The sequence below is a fragment of the Enterococcus sp. AAFC-DPL-6103 genome, from assembly GCF_058216595.1.
Genome location: NZ_CM177102.1, coordinates 1849503 through 1868120, shown reverse-complemented (window position 1 = coordinate 1868120; position 18618 = coordinate 1849503). Strand labels below are relative to the sequence as shown.

Annotated in this window: 17 protein-coding genes and 1 tRNA gene; 17 read left to right on the top strand and 1 reads right to left on the bottom strand. The window is 36.2% G+C overall.

Translation table 11 applies throughout. The features are described 5' to 3' along the window. Positions 1–126 precede the first annotated feature (126 nt). The 11 genes from AC4BC3_RS08920 to lplA all read left to right on the top strand — a co-directional run bounded on the left by AC4BC3_RS08920 (position 127) and on the right by lplA (position 11814). A complete protein-coding gene (locus tag AC4BC3_RS08920) occupies positions 127–894 on the top strand; it encodes an ABC transporter ATP-binding protein (RefSeq protein ID WP_490466309.1) in 768 nt (255 codons plus the stop codon). Further along, positions 884–2968 carry an ABC transporter permease gene (locus tag AC4BC3_RS08915; RefSeq protein WP_490466308.1) on the top strand — a complete coding sequence of 695 codons (2085 nt, stop codon included), beginning with the start codon at positions 884–886 and terminating at the stop codon, positions 2966–2968. Before AC4BC3_RS08920 ends, AC4BC3_RS08915 begins: the two co-directional genes overlap by 11 nt. 317 nt (positions 2969–3285) lie before the next feature. Further along, the gene (locus AC4BC3_RS08910) at positions 3286–3435 is read left to right on the top strand and encodes a teichoic acid D-Ala incorporation-associated protein DltX (RefSeq protein ID WP_206907609.1); all 150 of its coding nucleotides are present in this window, start codon (positions 3286–3288) and stop codon (positions 3433–3435) included. A gap of 10 nt (positions 3436–3445) precedes the next feature. Next, entirely contained in the window at positions 3446–4960 is a 1515-nt protein-coding gene (gene dltA / locus AC4BC3_RS08905; protein ID WP_490466307.1) for a D-alanine--poly(phosphoribitol) ligase subunit DltA, read from the top strand. Then, positions 4957–6162, top strand: coding sequence for a D-alanyl-lipoteichoic acid biosynthesis protein DltB (gene dltB, locus AC4BC3_RS08900; RefSeq protein WP_490466306.1), 1206 nt, complete (start codon positions 4957–4959; stop codon positions 6160–6162). The genes dltA and dltB overlap by 4 nt, the downstream gene beginning before the upstream one ends. 50 nt (positions 6163–6212) lie before the next feature. Beyond that, positions 6213–6446, top strand: coding sequence for a D-alanine--poly(phosphoribitol) ligase subunit DltC (dltC, locus tag AC4BC3_RS08895; RefSeq protein WP_206907612.1), 234 nt, complete (start codon positions 6213–6215; stop codon positions 6444–6446). A gap of 2 nt (positions 6447–6448) precedes the next feature. Next, the gene (gene dltD, locus AC4BC3_RS08890) at positions 6449–7708 is read left to right on the top strand and encodes a D-alanyl-lipoteichoic acid biosynthesis protein DltD (protein WP_206907614.1); all 1260 of its coding nucleotides are present in this window, start codon (positions 6449–6451) and stop codon (positions 7706–7708) included. A 392-nt stretch (positions 7709–8100) separates the two neighbouring features. Beyond that, positions 8101–9180, top strand: coding sequence for a M42 family metallopeptidase (locus tag AC4BC3_RS08885; RefSeq protein WP_206907615.1), 1080 nt, complete (start codon positions 8101–8103; stop codon positions 9178–9180). Positions 9181–9183: 3 nt separating this feature from the next. Further along, a complete protein-coding gene (locus AC4BC3_RS08880) occupies positions 9184–9996 on the top strand; it encodes a DUF975 family protein (protein WP_490466305.1) in 813 nt (270 codons plus the stop codon). A 62-nt stretch (positions 9997–10058) separates the two neighbouring features. Then, positions 10059–10799, top strand: a complete 741-nt coding sequence (locus AC4BC3_RS08875) for an MBL fold metallo-hydrolase (RefSeq protein ID WP_490466304.1) — start codon at positions 10059–10061, stop codon at positions 10797–10799. Positions 10800–10809: 10 nt separating this feature from the next. Further along, positions 10810–11814: a lipoate--protein ligase gene (gene lplA / locus AC4BC3_RS08870; protein WP_490466303.1), complete on the top strand. Its 1005-nt coding sequence runs from the start codon at positions 10810–10812 to the stop codon at positions 11812–11814. A 67-nt stretch (positions 11815–11881) separates the two neighbouring features. Here the strand turns inward: lplA and AC4BC3_RS08865 are convergent, their stop codons facing one another. Beyond that, on the bottom strand, positions 11882–13714 hold the full coding sequence (locus AC4BC3_RS08865) for an ATP-binding protein (RefSeq protein ID WP_206907624.1): 1833 nt from the start codon (positions 13712–13714) through the stop codon (positions 11882–11884). A 213-nt stretch (positions 13715–13927) separates the two neighbouring features. Here AC4BC3_RS08865 and AC4BC3_RS08860 point away from each other — a divergent pair, with 213 nt between their 5' ends. The 6 genes from AC4BC3_RS08860 to AC4BC3_RS08835 all read left to right on the top strand — a co-directional run bounded on the left by AC4BC3_RS08860 (position 13928) and on the right by AC4BC3_RS08835 (position 18604). Then, positions 13928–14440 (top strand): signal peptidase I, encoded by a 513-nt coding sequence (locus tag AC4BC3_RS08860; protein WP_347401433.1) that lies wholly within the window; start codon positions 13928–13930, stop codon positions 14438–14440. Positions 14441–14552: 112 nt separating this feature from the next. After that, positions 14553–15248, top strand: a complete 696-nt coding sequence (locus tag AC4BC3_RS08855) for an O-methyltransferase (protein WP_490466302.1) — start codon at positions 14553–14555, stop codon at positions 15246–15248. Between the two features lie 273 nt (positions 15249–15521). Further along, positions 15522–15595, top strand: a tRNA-Arg gene (locus AC4BC3_RS08850). A gap of 269 nt (positions 15596–15864) precedes the next feature. After that, a complete protein-coding gene (locus tag AC4BC3_RS08845) occupies positions 15865–16308 on the top strand; it encodes a GNAT family N-acetyltransferase (RefSeq protein WP_206907630.1) in 444 nt (147 codons plus the stop codon). After that, entirely contained in the window at positions 16301–16687 is a 387-nt protein-coding gene (locus AC4BC3_RS08840) for a DUF1697 domain-containing protein (protein ID WP_490466301.1), read from the top strand. The genes AC4BC3_RS08845 and AC4BC3_RS08840 overlap by 8 nt, the downstream gene beginning before the upstream one ends. A gap of 288 nt (positions 16688–16975) precedes the next feature. Continuing rightward, positions 16976–18604: a SulP family inorganic anion transporter gene (locus tag AC4BC3_RS08835; RefSeq protein WP_206907634.1), complete on the top strand. Its 1629-nt coding sequence runs from the start codon at positions 16976–16978 to the stop codon at positions 18602–18604. The last annotated feature ends 14 nt before the right edge of the window (positions 18605–18618 follow it).

Here is an 18618-nt window from a genome sequence, read left to right as displayed (position 1 = left end):
CAAAAAAAAAATAAAAAAACATTTTTTTTACTCAAAGTGACAAAAACTAAAGAGAAAAAAACAAAAGACTATGCTACGATGCAAGTATAATAAAAGTAGTGAGGAATATTTTAGGAGGGCAAACATATGGAACGAATGATTGAGGTGAAGCATCTCAGTAAAATTTATGGAAATAAATTAGCGCCCGTCAAAGTACTAGACAATCTTTCTTTTACTGTGGACGAAGGAGAATTCGTAGGAATTATGGGTCCAAGTGGTGCAGGGAAAACAACTTTGATGAATATCTTATCGACGATCAGTTTGCCAACTATGGGAAGTGTCACGATTGAAGGAAAAGAAATCACTAAAATGAAGAGTAGTCAGCTTAGTGATTTTAGACGAAAGCAATTAGGTTTTATTTTTCAGGAGTTTAACTTAGTTGATACATTGAATGCCAAAGATAATATTTTATTGCCTTTAGCAGTGGAACGGATGCCAAAAGAAGAAATGGAGCGGCGTGTCTTACATGTTGCACAATTGCTAGACATTGAAGAAATCATGAAACGCTATCCAGATGAATTATCGGTCGGGCAACGTCAACGAATTGCGGCGGCACGTGCCTTAGTTGTTCATCCAAAAGTTATTTTTGCAGATGAACCAACAGGCTCACTTGATTCAAAGTCAGCAACAGAATTATTAAATTATTTAACATTGATGAATCAAAAAGAAAAGGCAACTGTGTTAATGGTAACTCATGATCCTTATACCGCAAGTTATTGTAATCGCATTTTATTTATCAAAGATGGTGTGATTTTTTCTGAAGTTGTTCGTCGCGGCTCGCGAAGTGAATTTTTTGAAAAAGTGATCGATATGCAAGCGACAATCGGGGGAGGTGGCAAGATCAATGCTTTATAAGTTGGCTGCCAGAAGTTTATTTAGACAGTCGCGGGGGTACTTGATTTATTTTTTTAGTCTGACTTTTTCAGTCATGATTTACTATTCTTTTAATTCGATGACGTACGATCAATCGTTAGTTCGCCGTGCGAGTCAAGACGGATCGATTGATGGTGCACTCGGTTTTGGAACGTTTATGATTACGTTGGTGTTACTATTTTTTGTTTATAGTGCGAATCGTTTTTTTCTAAATCGTCGTGAAAAAGAAATTGGTATCTATCAATTGTTTGGGGTAAGTAAGTTTCAAATTTCTTCGATCTATCTGATTGAGACGATGGTGATTGGTCTATTCTCTTGTGTGACAGGTATTTTGTTAGGGATTGTTTTTTCAAAACTTTTTCAAATGATTTTAGTTCGAATGATGCGAATGCAAATCGATAGTCCATTTTTTGTTGCTTGGTCGTCCATCGTTGATACATTGGTTGTATTTTTTCTGATTATTTTGATTGTATCGGTGCACTCTACTTGGAAAATTTGGCGTTACCCAATGATCCAAAGTTTTGGAAATGCAGAGCGAGTAGTTAGTAAAAAAATGCGTTTACGAACCAGACACCGTTTGCTGGGCATCATCGGATTGTTTCTATTGACAAGCGGTTATTTTGGCGCAATTCATTTTCGCGAGTATTTAACGTGGTTAGTAGAAAATGGTGCTCAGTTTGGCTTGATTTTTAGTTATCCATTTTTAATTTTTTTATTATGTGTGATTGGAACGTATCTCTTTTTCTGTTTTTCATTACGTTTCTTACTGAATAGTTTGAGCAAATGGAGGGTTGGTTACCGTGGAATCAATTTGTTGATGATTGGCAATACACAGATTCATTTGATGAAGGGGTGGCGAACAAGTTCCTTGATTACATTGATCTTAGGTGTTTCTTTAGCAACTATTGGTGGTGTAACTTCTTTAGCTACCTTAGTTATTCATACAACGGATATTGAGAATGCAACAGATTATCAATTGGACGCTCAGACAGCGGAGTTTATTGCGCCGATTTTGGCCAAAGAAAAGCAAAAAATTACCCAAGAAATGGTTTTGAACTATAAAGTAGTTGGAAGTGTACATGATTTTCGTTTAGGGCAGGTAGAAGACGGGCAAGAGTTTCAATTGGTAAATTTAATTACAGAAAAAGAATATCAAAACTTCCGAAAAATGAATCCTCGATTACCAAAGATCCAGTTGAAGTCAGATAACCACACTATATTATTGGATGAGATCCAGTCTTTAGTGAGAAATATCTCGATTTACGGGAAAAGAATCTATCTACCGAATCAAACGGCTTTGAAAATCCAATCGATTCGTCCGGACATGCTAGGTGAAAGCATGATGCGCTATAGTGGCCCAACGCTAATTGTCAGTGAAAAAATTTATCAAGCAACGCAAGGCGCAGCGTATCAAGTTGTTCATTGGAATGTAACTGGTGGAAATAATGAAGCAATCAATGAGATTTTGGATCGGAAAGTTGAAATTAATTGGAATCATTCTGTTGAGTATCAATATGAGATCGAGCAGCAAAAATTGTCTGGAGAAATCGTTGCAAAAACGACAGAAGATGACGAGGGATTTGAGGATAGTTCAACGGAAGATTTTACTGATACAAGTAAAGAAACAGGGCAGTCCGCGCGCTTGAATTTTACAGCAAGGTATCCACAGATGCGTTCAGTTTATCGTCAAACGGGTAGTTACACGTTTGTTTCGCTATTTGTTGGGATGATTGTTGTTATTACGACTGGTAGTATCTTAATGGTCCGGCAGTTAGCAGAAGCGGAGGAAGAAAAAGGTAATTATCATTTACTTACGAAATTAGGTATTCCACAAAAAAGAGTAAGTTTGATGATCTATGGTCAAAATGCGATTACTTTTTTCCCATCAATGATTTTAGGTATTTTACATGCTGTTTTTGCAATCAATGTCTTCGCTCAATATATTAAGACGGCGGATTACTGGCTTGCCTATCTTGTCTGTGGATTGTTAGTAGTTGTCTATATGTTGCTCTATGTGATTACTTGTCGTTGGTACTATCGAATTATCAAAGAATAAAATATAAAACGAATCTCACAGCACTTTTATCGATGGACAGTCGGTAGGAGTGCTGTTTTTTGCTCGACGAACAGAAGAAGAGGAAAAAACTGTTCGTGTGGGAAATGACAAAAATAAATTTAGACAAAAATTAAATTTTTTTGAAGTAAATGAAAAAATTGCTGTCAATTGCTATTTATTTCTTTGTACAGAATCCTTATTTTTCAATCTTGTGACAAAAGTGTTAGCCTGAAATCGCTTATCGTAAGCTAGATAGATGTTCCCTTAGACGAAAAATCGTTAAAATTTCTGTAGAAGTTTGATATGGAGGTGTTTTGATGAAGAAGTGGTGGGCACAACCTCAAGTTAATTATTGGGGGAAATTTTTCATTCGCACCCTTTTTTATGGTTTGATATTCCTTGCATTGATTTATTTGTATCACTATAAAAATATCCAAGGAGGATCCTTTATCTACAATGAGTTTTAGGAGGGACATCATGAACGTTAGCACAATCATTGAAGCAATCGATCGCTGGGGCATAACTGAGCCTGAACGCGTGGCTTATCGCACAGCGCATGAAGAGTACACATATGGAAAATTGAAAGCAGCATCTGATGCATTTGCACATTATTTGGAAGTCAATATAGATGATAGAGAACCAATCGTCGTATTTGGTAATTTAGAATTTGAAATGCTGGTTGCTTTTTTAGGAGCTGTCAAAGCGGGACACGCGTATTTGCCAATTGAAGAGCAGACACCCCAAGAACGAATCGAAGCCATTTTAATGGTGGCGCAACCGACCTTGGTTGTAGGTTTAGGTGAGTGGCCAGAAGTGTTGAATCAACAGCCAGTTTTAACAAAAAAAGAGTTTGTTTCTATTGTTGAGGAAAAAGTTTCATTTCAGCCTAGTCATCCAGTAGAAATGACAGAAAACTTTTATATTATTTTTACTTCAGGAACAACGGGACAGCCAAAAGGCGTTCAAATCAGTCACGATAATTTAAAAAGTTTTGTGGAATGGACATTAACTGATTTTACTATCCATCCTGGCATGCGTTTTTTAGCACAAGCACCCTTTTCATTTGATTTATCAGTCTTCTCCATTTATCCTGCATTGGTTTCTGGCGGAATACTTGTTCCATTGGCAAAAGCAATTATTCAAGATTTCAAGCAATTATTCCAGACTTTGCCACAGTTAAAATTGGAAACATGGGTTTCGACACCCTCCTTCATGGATATTTGTTTGATGGAACCGCAATTTGATGAACAGCATGTTCCTGAGTTGAAGCAATTTATTTTTTGTGGAGAAGAGCTGACGAAAAAAACAGCGCAAGAGTTATTGAAACGATTCCCAAGCGCAGCAATTTACAACACCTATGGTCCAACTGAAGCTACAGTTGCGATTTCCAGTGTTCAAGTTACGCAAGCGGTGTTGGATATGTATGAACGGATTCCAATTGGAAAAGTGAAATCAGATACAAAAGTTACGATTTTTGCAGAAGATCAGCCTTGTACAGTTGGAGAAACAGGTGAAATCATTATTTCAGGGCCGAGCGTTTCAAAAGGTTATTTGAATAACCCAGAAAAAACGGAAGCAGCATTCTTTGAATATGAAAATCAGGCAAGCTACCGAACAGGCGATGCAGGAAGTTTGACTGCAGATGGCATGCTTTTATATGAAGGCCGTTTGGATTTTCAAGTCAAGTTACATGGTTATCGAATTGAACTTGGTGACATTGAACATTATTTAGGAATGAATCCAACTATTAAACAAGCAGTAGTGGTACCTAAATATCAAGGAGCCAAGGTTCAGCAGTTGGTAGCGTTCATCGTTTTAGAACAAGAAATCGAGCCATCGTTTCAGTTGACGAAAGCTATCAAGCAAGAGCTAGGAAAATCGGTGATGGAGTACATGATTCCACAAAAAATCAACTATCTTGAACAATTGCCACAAACACCAAACGATAAAATCGATCGTAAGAAATTACTTGCTGAGGTGAATCCAACATGACGATCCCTCACATGATTCCTTATGCGCAACCACTCTACTTTTTGCTATTGTTGGTGGCATTAGCACCGATCATTTTTTCTTTACTCGTGCGGAACAAGCGATTACCGATTTATCAAGCAATTGTCACTTTCTTTTTCTTATTCATTAGCTTTGGTGGGGCAGATTGGCGGCAAGGAGTGGCTTTGTTTGGCTATGTTATCTGGCAAGTCGTTTTAGTGTGGCTTTATTTCAACTATCGACAGAAAAAGAATGAAACAGGTTGGTTTTACTTGGCAGTATTTTTGGCAATTGCACCTTTGACGATTACTAAAATCATGCCATTACTGACAAACAAACCAATTTCATTCATCGGATTTTTAGGGATTTCATATCTAACTTTTAAATCCGTTCAGATGATTATGGAAATTCGCGATGGCATGATCAAAGAGTATCATCCGCTACGTTATATTCAATTTTTGCTTTTTTTTCCAACTATTTCATCAGGACCAATCGACCGCTATCGTCGATTTGAAAAAGACGAATTGCAAGCACCAAATGTTGAAAAGTATGTTGAACTGTTAGGAAAAGGTGTCCAAAACATTTTTGTTGGTTTTCTTTACAAATTTATTATTGGGTATTACTTAGGGCAAATCCTCGAACCAGAGTTGAAACATATGGTGATTCATAATGGCGGGATTTCGTGGGCGTTACTTGGTTACATGTATATCTATAGTTTGTACCTATTCTTTGATTTTGCTGGGTACAGTTTGTTTGCGATTGGTACGAGTTATCTTATGGGCTATGAAACACCAATCAACTTTAACAAACCGTTTTTATCTTGGAATATCAAAGAGTTTTGGAATCGTTGGCACATGACGTTATCTTTTTGGTTTAGAGATTATATTTATATGCGCCTGATGTTTTTCTTGATGAAGAATAAAGTTTTTAAAAGTAAAATCGTCGCCTCTAATGTTGGATACTTTGTGCTATTTCTAATCATGGGTGTCTGGCATGGGTTAACTTGGTTTTACATTGCTTATGGGATTTACCATGCAACTTTGATTTGCCTAACCGACGCGTGGATTCGTTTCAAGCGCAAGCACAAAGGTCAGTTACCTGCAAACAAGTTGACACACGCATTTGCAGTCTTCTTGACATTTCAGGCAATCTGTTTTGGTTTATTGATTTTTTCAGGAATTTTAAATACCTTACTTTTTGCTTGATCTTTGATTGAAAAAATGAAAATGACATTTATTAAAAGGAGAGAATAAACATGGGAGAACAAATTTTAACAATTTTAACAGATATTACAGGGACAGATGAGGTTCGAAACAATCGTGATATGAATTTATTTGATGAAGGATTACTTGACTCACTTGCAACTGTTCAGCTATTAGTAGAATTAGATGGCGAGTTAGGAATTCAAGTACCCGTTTCTGAATTTGTACGGGAAGAGTGGGCGACTCCAAATAAGATTATTGCACAAGTAGAAAACTTAAAGGATTAATGATGAAAAAGAAACTTTTTGCTATATTTGGACCAGTTGTTTTGGCAATCGCATTATTAGTTTTCTTATTTATCTCGCCCTTTCGTGTGAATGTACATGATCCAAAAGTTATTCATGAAGCAGCTAGTTCAATGTCTGGTAATTTATTGAAGGGAGATGCTATCAAAAACGAAGCGTTAGCCGAAGAAAAATATGTCCCCTTTTTTGGTTCAAGTGAATTGAGTCGAATCAGTCCTTTTCATCCTAGTGTTTTAGCAAAAAAATATCATCGTGACTATGAGCCCTTTTTATTAGGCGCACCAGGTACCCAATCATTTAGTCAATTTATGTTGATGCAATCTGCCGGAAGTCGTTTGAAAGGGAAGAAAGCAGTTTTTATTATCTCTCCTCAATGGTTTGTTAAGAATGGTGTAAGTAAAGATTACTTCAATATGTATTATTCAGAGTTACAAACCTATGATTGGCTTTTTGGATTGAAAAAGGTGACACCAGCTGATCGCTATGTCGCTCGTCGATTGTTAAGCTTTCCTAAAGTAACAGAAAATCAAACGCTGACAGAATTGCTCCAAGAAATCAAAGCAGGTCGGCTACCTACTGAGAAAAATCGTAAGAAACTTTATCCTGCTTGGCAACTATTGAAAAGAGAAGACGAATTATTTAGTCCAATTGGTCTAGTTGGAAAACAAAAACGAATTGATCAGGCAACTGGACAATTACCAGAAGTGTATCAAGATGCACAATTGAAAAAATTAGCCACTAAAATTGGAAAAAAATCAACGAACAATAATCCATATGGACTAAAAAATGAATTTTATACGCGTCGAGTGCGTCCAGAAATTGAAAAATTAAAGCAGTCACAGACAAATTGGGATTATTGTTATTCACCAGAATTTTCTGATTTTCAGTTAGTCTTGGAACAACTTGCTAAACAAAAAATGCAAGTGCTGTTTATCATTCCACCGGTGAATGAAAAATGGAGTGCTTACACTGGATTGTCTCAAGAGATGTTACAACAATTTGCGAAAAAAGTGAAATTCCAATTAACCAGTCAAGGATTTAGACAAATTGTTGATCTAACCAAACAAGCAAATACACCCTACTTTATGGAAGACACGATTCATTTAGGTTGGCAAGGTTGGCTAGCTGCCGACCAAAAAATTGCACCGTTTTTAGCAGAAAAGCAAGCGCCAACCCATTACAAGTTGGATAATGCTTTTTATAGTAAAGAGTGGCAACAAAAAGAACCAGATAAGTTAAACTAATGGAGTTTCATTATTAAGTATTGTAAAAAGGTTGTGGCACCAAGCGTTCAGCTCCAAGCAACAAGAAATGCTTTTTCTAAAAATTGCTACTCGTGTTTAGAAAAAAATACTTGTTGTTGAAGAGGTTGTTTGTATAACACCATGAGTAAGGTGGCGAACGAAGTGCCTAGCTTCAATAAACAAGAATGGATTTTCGAAGTTTGCTTCTCAATTTTTTTGTGAAATTCAGATTTATTTTGAAGGAGTTACTTCTTGAACAAAAAAGGAGGTTTGACAAGACTATTGTCATGCCCCTTTTTCTTTTTTGTACGATTTTCTTGAAAACCTTTTTCTCCATTCTTATAGAGAAATGGTATAATTTAGTTTACTAAATAAGAAAAGAGGGAACGAATTTGGATAAAAAGGAAGAAGAATTACTAATTAAATTGACATCTGCTAAAGGTGTCCCTGGAAATGAAGAAGAAGTGCGTGAAGTCTTCAAAGAATACGCGCAATCATTTGCAGATGATATTTTCTTTGACGGCTTAGGAAGTGTCATTGCAAAACATGGTGCTGGTGGGGGGCCAAAAGTATTTATTTCTGGTCATATGGATGAAGTAGGGTTCATGGTTACAAAAATTACAGAAAAAGGGTTCCTAGAGTTTCAAACACTTGGTGGCTGGTGGGGACAAGTCATGCTTGCACAACAAGTTGAAATCAAAACGCAAGCAGGGGATGTGATCCACGGTGTGATTGGTTCAAAACCGCCCCACGTTTTAACCCCCGCAGTTAGAAATAAACCATATGACATCAAAGATATGTTTATTGATATTGGTGCAACCAGTGACAAGGAAGCCAAAGAGTGGGGCATTCGACCTGGAGATATGATTACACCTTATATTGAATATAAACGATTGAATGGTGGCAAATTTTTATTAGCTAAAGCTTGGGATAACCGAATCGGCACAGCTGTTTCTTTACGTGTTTTAGAGAACTTAGCTAAAGAAGGGCATCCGAATGTTTTATTTGCGGGGAGTGATGTTCAAGAAGAAGTTGGCTTACGTGGTGCACGAACAAGTACTCATTTGGTGAATCCAGATATTGCTTTTGCATTAGACACGGGAACAGCTGGTGATACACCAGGAATGACACCGAAAGAAGCAGATTCTATTTTAGGAAAAGGACCACAAATCTTGATTTTTGATGCGTCAATGATTCCACATAAAAAATTATTGAACTTTGTGATCGATGTGGCAGAAGAACTGGAAATCCCTTTCCAATACACAGTCATTACTGGTGGTGGAACAGATGCAGGTCAAATGCATTTAACAAGAGATGGTGTTCCTTCCGTTGCAATCACTGTTCCGGTTCGCTATTTACATTCCCATACGTCAGTTATTCATGAAGATGACTATTTAAATACAGTCAAATTGGTGACTGAATTAGTCAAACGTCTCGATCATGAAACTGTTGAAAAGATTCGGAGCTATTAATCGATGGATAAAACAGTAAGTATCTCAGACTATCGTGCGCAGGCGCGTACAGCGTTAAAAGAACAGTGGGGCATTAATGCTGGGTTAATCTTCTTGGCTGGCTTGATCTCAGGTATCATTGATATGATTTTTGGGAATATTACTTCTTTTGCTCCTGAGAGTTCGCAAGAAAATATTCTCGGCTTTTTGCTAGATAACTTTTTACTATTTGCATTTACTTATTCGCTTTTGTATATTGCTTTGTTTGTGATGCGTGGTGGGAAGGCAAAAATCAATCTATTATTAGTTGTTTTTCAAAAGGAATACTTTGTACCATTGTTGCTGATCCATTTATTGAATACTGTAGTCAATTGGTTGATTAATTCATTGATTTTTTTACCGACAATCTTAATGTCTGGTGTTCGTTCATATGCCAATCTGATTTTAAATTCATCTGGAACAGTAGCAGTTAGTGTGACGGAGAACGGTTTTTTTGATTTTGGTGTCATTCTTGGCATGTTACTGTTACTTTTTGTCTCAGTTATCGTAATGAACATCGTGGGTGGCTTATTTCAGTTTGCTGTCTGGGCAAAATTTGATTATCCAGAATTAACGGTGATGCAAGCTCTTCGATATGCTTGGTATTTGATGAAGGATCGTTGGATCACTTATATTTTATTGCAGTTGTCATTCGTTGGTTGGTATATTTTAGGGGCGTTGGCGTTGGTCTTTGGATTATTATGGGTCATTGCTTATGTTAACGTAACTGCCGCTGGATTTTATGATCATGCAAGAAATGAAAAAGGCACGCCTGCAGAATATTTTGCACAGGTGTAAGCAGTTTATTCATCGAAAAGATTACTTTTGTGGTAGGATAAGTTTTTGAGGAGGAATGTACGATGAAACTAACGGTTTTGGGCTGTTTAGGTGCCTATCCTTATCAAAATCAAGGAACAACCGGTTATTTATTACAATCTGACAAGTTCCATTTACTAATTGATGCAGGAAGTGCAACGTTAGTCAAACTGGAAGAACATCTTGAACCGCTGGAGTTGGATGCGGTGATCTTGAGTCATTATCATCATGATCATATTGCAGATTTAGGTGTGTTGCAGTACTATTGGCAACTTCATCCTGAAAAAGACCCAGAGGCAGTATTACCGATTTATGGTCATACAGAAGATGCTTTTCATTTTGCCGAATTAAGTATGCCAAATGTCTCAAAAGGAATGGCTTATTATGAACCAGAAGAATTAAAAGTGGGACCGTTTCTCATTACTTTTATGAAGACGATCCATCCAGTTCCATGCTATGCGATGCGAATCGTAGAGGAAGCTACTGGAAAAGTATTCGTGTTCACTGGGGACTCTGGTTATTTGGAAAGTTTTATTCCGTTTGCACGAGAAGCTGATTTATTTTTAGCAGACACTTATTTATTTGAAGGAAATGAACGGCATCATGCGCATTTTACGTCAAAAGAGTCTGGCGAATTGGCACAAGCAGCACAAGTGAAAAAACTTGTTTTGACACATTTACCTCAATTTGGCGATTTGGAACAACTAAGAAATGAAGCACAAAAAGCTGCTGGTCCAGATGTGATCGTTGAATTGGCAGCTGTTGATAAAGTATTTGAAATCTAGGAGGACGACCATGATTTTTGTACCGAATGAAAACCACGACCCAAGAGTAAATTTAGCAATTGAACAATTTTTATTACAAGAAATGCCATTGGATGAACCGATTCTACTTTTTTATATCAATGAACCTTCGATCATTATCGGACGCAATCAAAATACGATTGAAGAAATCAATCGGGACTATGTTGAAGAACAGGGAATCCATGTGGTTCGCCGATTAAGTGGTGGAGGAGCTGTCTATCACGATCTTGGTAATTTGAATTTTAGTTTTATCATGCCTGATGATGGAAATTCTTTCCGCGATTTTGCAAAAGTTACACAACCGATCATTCAAGCACTTCATGAATTAGGTGTTACAGGCGCCGAGTTAAAAGGACGAAATGACTTAGTGATTGATGGAATGAAGTTTTCTGGGAACGCAATGTATGCAACAAGTGGTAGAATGTTCGCCCATGGGACGATTATGTTTGACTCTGATATCAATGAAGTTGTTAATGCTTTGAAAGTGAAAAAAGACAAAATTGAATCAAAAGGAATCAAATCTATTCGTTCACGCGTAACAAATATCAAACCATTCTTGCCAAAAGAGAAACAAGGAATGACTACAGAAGAGTTTCGTCAAGAAATCTTGTTGAAAATTTTTGGTGTGGAGTCTGAAGCCGACATTAAAGAATATCAATTAACCGAAGCAGATTGGGAAAAAATCAATCAAATTTCTGAAGACTATTACAGAAATTGGAATTGGAACTATGGTAAATCACCTGATTTCAATTTTTCACGTCAAAAACGTTTTCCAATTGGTTCAATTGAAGTTCATCTGGATGTTGCTGATGGATTGATTGATGATGCAAAAATCTATGGTGATTTTTTTGGTTTAGGGAATATCGCTGATGTTGAACATGCGTTGATTGGTCAAAAATATGAGAAATCTTCATTAGAAAAAACAGTCGATGCAATCGACGTCAAAAAATACTTTGGGGCAATCGAGTCAGAAGACTTGCTTTCATTACTTTATTAAAAGAGTGATCAAATCGATAAGAAAAAAGCTTCCGGAACCTGTTTCCGGAAGCTTTTTTTAGCATTTTTTAAATGCGAGAAAGTTGAATCGTCACTCGATCAAAAATTTCATCTTTTTCTTGAGTCAATTTACCAGAATACTTATCAGTAACAAGTTTTATCATCATTAAATCAAAGCGTTCTTGACTTTCTAATTCAGTTGTTATTCCACGATCAAAAATATTTGTATCATAATGTGCGTTGTGTTCACAATGAATAATTAAATCATCATCATTGACACGCATCGAAAGAAAAATCTTTCGTTGTAATGGATTTTCGATTGCATGCGATTCTCTGAAAGAATGCTCCAAGATATGAATCAATAACTGGGTCAAATCGTCATCGTGAACAAATAGATCACTTGGAAGTTCGGCATTAAAGTGGATCTCAATACTTTGTTTGTTTGCGATTTCTTGGTAACGTGCCAAAATCAAATTTGTCAATGAATGTCCCGATAGGGAAGTCATGATTTCAAACTTTTGTGCTTCATCAAGTAGTTCATTCAGATAATTTTCTGCTTGTTCTGGTTGACTGGTTTGTAGCATCGCTTGAATCGTTGTCATTCGATCTAAAAAGTCTAAACGAAGGGTACTGATTTCTTTCATATGTGTGCGTAAAGATTCATAGTGTGCTTCAAGAAGATCTGTTTTGGTTTTCAAAAAATTCGCTTCTCGAATATTTTGATCTACGGCACGAATATGTTCTGAAATATTGTCAATCACAATGACTAACAAAATAATCATGTAAAGGATTGTCGACCAGTTAAGTGTGCTGACATAATTCCCCAAAGTACTTTGAATAAATAAGTAGCAGTGACTAATTGCAATCAGAATGATCCAAGGCGTACAGGAAACGAAAAAGCGATTTCCATGATATGCTTCACCAATACAGGCAAGTGAAGTTACCAATGTGCTGAAAACTCGAATGATACTGATCCATTGCATCATCTCAGGAAGCTCTTCTGGTGTGAAGAGCGCATATAAAATTGGCAAGAAAGAGAAGAAAATCTGAAGAAGGCACCAAATGCCAAACAGTCGTTGATAACGTTCCATGCGCAACGCATAATAAGAAATCAGGAGTAATGCACTTATAACGGTAAAAAGATGCGAAAGAGTAGAGTGAACGATTGGATCAAATAACAACCCACTCAAAATATCTTCAGACATTGCGCTAAAGCCAACAACTAATGCAAAGCAACTTAAAAAGATCAAAGAAAGATCAAGCCGCTGCTGCTTGTACATGATATAAATCGCCATAATCAATGTTCCAACTGCTAATAAAATTGCAATAATCATAGTCAAAAATTGTGGGACTGATTTAGAAAAGATGAAAGTGACCATTGAAGAGGCTGTGCCAATATAAACCTTTGGTGGGATTCCCGCAAAATTTACGTAAGGAGAGGTAACTTCAATGGATAATTTCTTTCCAGCATAATTATCGGGTAAATCAATGACCGCTAATGATAAACCAGGGTTTTTGCTAGTCGCGTCGCCCGCTCGTTCATAAAGAACTTGTTGATCTAATTGAACTTTGATCCATTGATGATTTCCTTTTAACAAAATATTCGCTTGGTCGAGTTTTCTTGTTAAGGTAGTCTCCATCACGAACGTTTCATTTTTAGAAACTTGTGGGACTTTCTCCAAATAATCACTATTGTAGCGGGTTTCAGGGTCATCTTTTGAATAAAAATCCCAAGCTTGTTGGATTTCTTTTGTTTTATCACTATCTGCTGGCGAAAGGATAAAATAGAAGAAATAGCTAATGCTAAACAAAAATAACAAGGATAATATTATTATGGAAAACCATTTCATTTTTGTTGAAAAAAAATCTTTTTTATTATATGTGTTATTTAAAGGAATCATATGTAGCGGTCCTTTCTGATTGAAGTACATTTAGGTTAAACTTTTTTTTATTTGTAGTCAATGCTTTTATAACACATAAATCGATATTTAATTAAGAAAATAAGGAAAATTATAAGCTTTAAATATCATTTTTCTAATAAAAAAGAAAAATAGATTAAATTTTATGTTATTATATTGTTGCTTAAGTAAATTAGAAAAATGAGGTGGAAAACGGTGCCTTTTAACAAAAAAATAACTCTTGTTGGCTCGACCATATTGATTCTATTTTTAGCCATTATCTTGTGCGTTGTTTTATTGCCACATTTATTTGGTTTGACGCCACAAATCATCAATGATAAAGATATGGCTCCGTTGTATTCAAATGGAAGCGTCGTCTATGTGCGACCACAAAATGCGGAAGATATTTTAGTTGGTGATGTGATCACTTATTATGAAAATTCTGGTGAGCGAGTGAAAACTCGGCGTGTGATTGCGGTAGGTGATAACCAAGAATATTTTTATACAAAAGCAGATACACAAACACAAGTCGAATCAGGCAGGATAAAACCACGGAGTGTGATCGGAAAACCAGTTTTTCAAATTCCTTATATAGGTGCTTTATTGTCTAAAGACAGTTTCTCAAAAATGAATTTTTTATTTTGGGGCGTGGCAATTTGTTTAACTGCAGCTACGACATGGAACACGATAGATGAATTTCGAAAAAAGAAAAATTGTAGAATCATTTGATAAAGAACTTCGTTCGACAGAATTTCTGTCGAACTTTTTTTGCCTAGAAAACTTTTAGTAACTTGTACAATAAATTTGTTCTAAGTATAATGTTGGAAAGAGGAGGAGAAGTATGCGCAATGAAATGATGCATCGTCCAGTTATCAAGGAAGAATTACTGGATTTTATGCGAACACAACAAAAAAAATTACCTGGTGAGTTAGGACAGCTTGAAGAAGAGGCGCATGAGGCAGGCGTTCCTGTTATTCCTCATGAAACGGTACTCTTTTTGAAATTTTTCCTTGGTCAAATGAAACCAGAAAATATATTAGAAATTGGTGCTGCCATTGGCTTCTCATCTAGTTTGATGGCAACTTCTATTAGTGAAGTAGGCCATGTCACAACGATTGATCGCTTTGATGTGATGATTGAAAAAGCAAAAAAAAATTATGAACGTCTTGGTTTGACGGAAAAAGTAACGTTGCTTGAGGGACAAGCAGCCGAAATTCTACCAACATTGACGGGTCCATACGATTTCATTTTTATGGATAGTGCAAAGTCAAAATATATTGAATTTCTTCCGGAATGCTTGCGTCTATTAAGAAAAGGTGGCGTTCTGATGGTAGATGATATTTTTCAAGGTGGCACAATTTTACTACCTGATGAAGAAATTCCAAGAGGAAAACGAGCAATTCATCGTAAGTTAAATGAGTTTCTAAAAGTCGTCATGAATCATCCGGAACTAACATCGAGCATCTTGCCATTGGGTGATGGGGTAATTCTGATTACTAAAGAATCCGATGATGTCTTCTTAACCAAAGGTGAATAAGCGATAAAAGTTAAGAAACTGTTGGTGTTAAAATAAAAGAATTACTTGGCTGGGCAGTTGAATTCCCAGCCTTTTTATGAAAATAGTTTAGCTAATTCTCGAATGTGATTCTTCATAAAAAGATCGGTAGAAAAAAAGTTTAATTTGGGTTTTATGATTTCGTTAATTTTAAAAAAAAATTTTTGTAATTAAATAACTGAATTCTTATTGACAGAATCTTTTTGTTTCTCTATAATTACCTTGTTGCGCTAATTCATGTAATGAACATGTGAGGTCATAGTAGCTCAGCTGGATAGAGCATCCGCCTTCTAAGCGGACGGTCGGGGGTTCGAATCCCTCCTGTGACGTAGAAAAACCGTTAGAAACGTTTGTTTCTAACGGTTTTTCTTTATTGTTGTGCCAAACTTGTGGCAAAAAAATTTTTACTCAGTTAAAGTTAGAAAAAGTTGGGTTAGCTAGCTTTTTTTATATGTTTATTTGATACTTCAAAATAGATAAGAATTTAGCGGAAAATAATTCGTATTATTAACAAATAGCTAGATGTCTTTGAGAAAATAGATACAAAAATAATCCATTCAGAATACCAAAAAATATTATTAAAATAAGGAGAAAAAATATGTTGAAGTATAAAAAAGCTGTGCCAGATGATTACACTAAAGTGTTAGAAGTTTGGGAAAAATCAGTAAAAAAAACACATGATTTTTTATCACAAAAAGATCTTGAATTTTATAAAGCAGCTATTCCAAATTACTTGGATGCTGTGGAATTACTATTGTGGTACGAGGATGAACAGTTGATAGGATTCAGCGGTACACAGGATGAAGAGTTAGCGATGCTATTTCTCGATCCAGAATTTATTGGAAAGAAATTTGGCAGTAAAGTGTTGAGTTGGTTACTAGAAAATAAAAATATTCAAAAAATAGACGTAAATGCACAAAATAAAAACGCCAAAGCATTTTATTTGAAACATGGATTTACAATTGCTTCAGAAGATGAAACAGATGGTTTTGGAAAAAATTATCCCATCCTTCATTTGGTTAAACAGAGGGAGAATGAGTAAGAAGGAGTACTCAAATAAACAAGAAACAATGTTTAAGATTGAACTTGTCCAAGCTTTTGTTGAACGATTTGGTTTGAAGAGCAACATTGTTTTACGGATAGCTGAGGAATTAGCGACTATTTTAGCTGATTTTCCATTTACAGCAGTTGAAATCCAGACAGTGAGTAAGCAGTTGCCAGCGGTCGAGCACGTGTATTTTCATGGCAATAACGAAGTCGATGTATCTGTTGTAGAAAAACTGGCTGAGGAGTTTCTAGCGGAAGATAAAGTTTTTGTTGGAAAAAGAGAAATTTATTTTTTGAGCGCGCAGAGTAGTCGGAATTCTAAATTAGAAACAAAATTGATAAAACTCGATGAGTCCTTCACTGTCCGTAATTGAAAAACCTTAAATAAAATCAACGAATTATTGACTAGCTGACTTTTTCACAGCAAAAGGCAAACAATTGAGTAAAAAATTGAAATCAACAAGAGGACAATCAACAAAGAAGTTTGTTGGTCGTTCTCTTGCTCTATTTTTTCTAATTAGTTTTCTTACAATTTTTTAGTCATAGGAATAGAAAAGCTGATGAATAATAAAGGACTTTGTGAATGTTCTTACTTTTAGACTAAACTTATGCTATTCTAATGATTGTATTTTAAGAAATTTTCATGAAAAGGAGTTTGTAGGTTGTTCAAAAATTATCGTTTGTTGTTAAAAAAAGAATTTTCAGGGTACGATTTAGCAAAGTTTCAAAAAGATTTGTTGGCAGGTGTAACAGTTGCAGCAGTTGCTCTGCCTCTTGCGTTAGCGTTTGGAGTTTCGAGTGGTGCTGATGCCGCGGCAGGGCTGATTACTGCAATTTTAGCAGGTGTTATCATTGGTGGATTGTCAGGTGGTTTTTATCAAATTTCTGGACCAACTGGTGCAATGGCAGCAATACTAATGTCTATTGTAGCGACGCAAGGAATTCATGGGGTGTTACTAGCGACTTTCTTAGCTGGAATTTTCTTGTTGATTGCTGGAATTTTTCGATTAGGAACATTGACCTCTTTTATTCCAGCACCGGTAATTACCGGTTTTACGTCAGGAATTGCGATCATTATTGCATTGGGACAAGTGGATAATTTATTTGGTGTACATTCACAAGGAGCAAATGTGATTGAAAAATTAAGCAGTTATCAGTCGTTAGGCTTTACGGTTAATTGGAGTGCCTTGTTCATGGGGAGTTTAGTGATTCTAGGGATGACTTTTTATCCGAAAAGTTGGGCACAAAAAATGCCAAGCTCGCTTTTAGCAATTATTCTGGCAACTGGCGCTATGTTGATTTTTCATTTGCCAGTGGCAACAGTGGGTAAGATTCCGCAAACAATAATTAGTAGTAATCGTTTAGTTTTAAGCGATTTCCAGATGGCAGATATCCAACAAGTAGCGGTTCCAGCAGTAAGTATTGCGCTTTTAGGAATGGTAGAGAGCTTATTATGCGGAGCATCTGCTGGTAGGATGGCTAACAAGCCATTAGATAGTAATCAAGAATTAGTAGCGCAAGGAATCGGTAATTTATTATTACCTTTCTTTGGTGGAATTCCTGCGACAGCAGCAATCGCACGAACAAGTGTGGCAATTAAATCAGGTGCTCAAACGCGATTAGCTGGAATCATTCATGCGGGTGTTTTATTTTTATCTATGCTTGTTTTTGCACCAGTGATGTCACAAATTCCAATGCCTGCATTGGCAGGTGTTTTGATTGTTACTGCTTGGCGGATGAATGAATGGGAGACAATCCGTGAGTTGTTTTCAAAAAAATATTGGACGTCTATTCTTCTATTTATCCTAACAATGATTTGTACGGTTATTTTTGATTTAAGTATTGCGATTGTCATTGGAATTATCGGTGGGTGCATTTTCTTTGTTATGAAAAGTGCAGCGATTACGATTTCACTAGAAACCATCGATTGGAAACGAATGGATTTACCTGAAACTGAAAAATTAAAAGATTGGACAGTTGTTTACATCAGTGGCCCATTGTTTTTCATGTCGTCAGAAAAATTAAAATCAAAATTAGCTGAGTTGAGTGACCAAGATGGTATTATCTTTTCGATGCGTGGGGTTCCGAGTATTGACTTGACTGCGCTGTCTGTTTTTGATGAATTTCAAGCGAATGCTGACAAGAGAGGGCAACTAGTCATTTATACTTCGCTGCAACCAGAAGTAGAAAATTATATGAAGCATTTATGGCAAGGAGACGGCACGGAACAACATCAAACTGTAGCACACGCCTTATCTGCATTGCATGCACGCTATGAAACGAATCAATAAAAAAGAAAAAACTT

Excerpts from the sequence above, each read along its gene's own strand:
- dltD (WP_206907614.1), top strand. The coding sequence starts at position 6,449 with ATGAAAAAGAAACTTTTTGCTATATTTGGACCAGTTGTTTTGGCAATC.
- AC4BC3_RS08915 (WP_490466308.1), top strand. The coding sequence starts at position 884 with ATGCTTTATAAGTTGGCTGCCAGAAGTTTATTTAGACAGTCGCGGGGG.
- dltA (WP_490466307.1), top strand. The coding sequence starts at position 3,446 with ATGAACGTTAGCACAATCATTGAAGCAATCGATCGCTGGGGCATAACT.
- AC4BC3_RS08865 (WP_206907624.1), bottom strand. The coding sequence starts at position 13,714 with ATGATTCCTTTAAATAACACATATAATAAAAAAGATTTTTTTTCAACA.
- AC4BC3_RS08880 (WP_490466305.1), top strand. The coding sequence starts at position 9,184 with ATGGATAAAACAGTAAGTATCTCAGACTATCGTGCGCAGGCGCGTACA.
- dltC (WP_206907612.1), top strand. The coding sequence starts at position 6,213 with ATGGGAGAACAAATTTTAACAATTTTAACAGATATTACAGGGACAGAT.
- AC4BC3_RS08845 (WP_206907630.1), top strand. The coding sequence starts at position 15,865 with ATGTTGAAGTATAAAAAAGCTGTGCCAGATGATTACACTAAAGTGTTA.
- AC4BC3_RS08920 (WP_490466309.1), top strand. The coding sequence starts at position 127 with ATGGAACGAATGATTGAGGTGAAGCATCTCAGTAAAATTTATGGAAAT.
- dltB (WP_490466306.1), top strand. The coding sequence starts at position 4,957 with ATGACGATCCCTCACATGATTCCTTATGCGCAACCACTCTACTTTTTG.
- AC4BC3_RS08855 (WP_490466302.1), top strand. The coding sequence starts at position 14,553 with ATGCGCAATGAAATGATGCATCGTCCAGTTATCAAGGAAGAATTACTG.
- AC4BC3_RS08910 (WP_206907609.1), top strand. The coding sequence starts at position 3,286 with ATGAAGAAGTGGTGGGCACAACCTCAAGTTAATTATTGGGGGAAATTT.
- AC4BC3_RS08875 (WP_490466304.1), top strand. The coding sequence starts at position 10,059 with ATGAAACTAACGGTTTTGGGCTGTTTAGGTGCCTATCCTTATCAAAAT.
- AC4BC3_RS08840 (WP_490466301.1), top strand. The coding sequence starts at position 16,301 with ATGAGTAAGAAGGAGTACTCAAATAAACAAGAAACAATGTTTAAGATT.
- lplA (WP_490466303.1), top strand. The coding sequence starts at position 10,810 with ATGATTTTTGTACCGAATGAAAACCACGACCCAAGAGTAAATTTAGCA.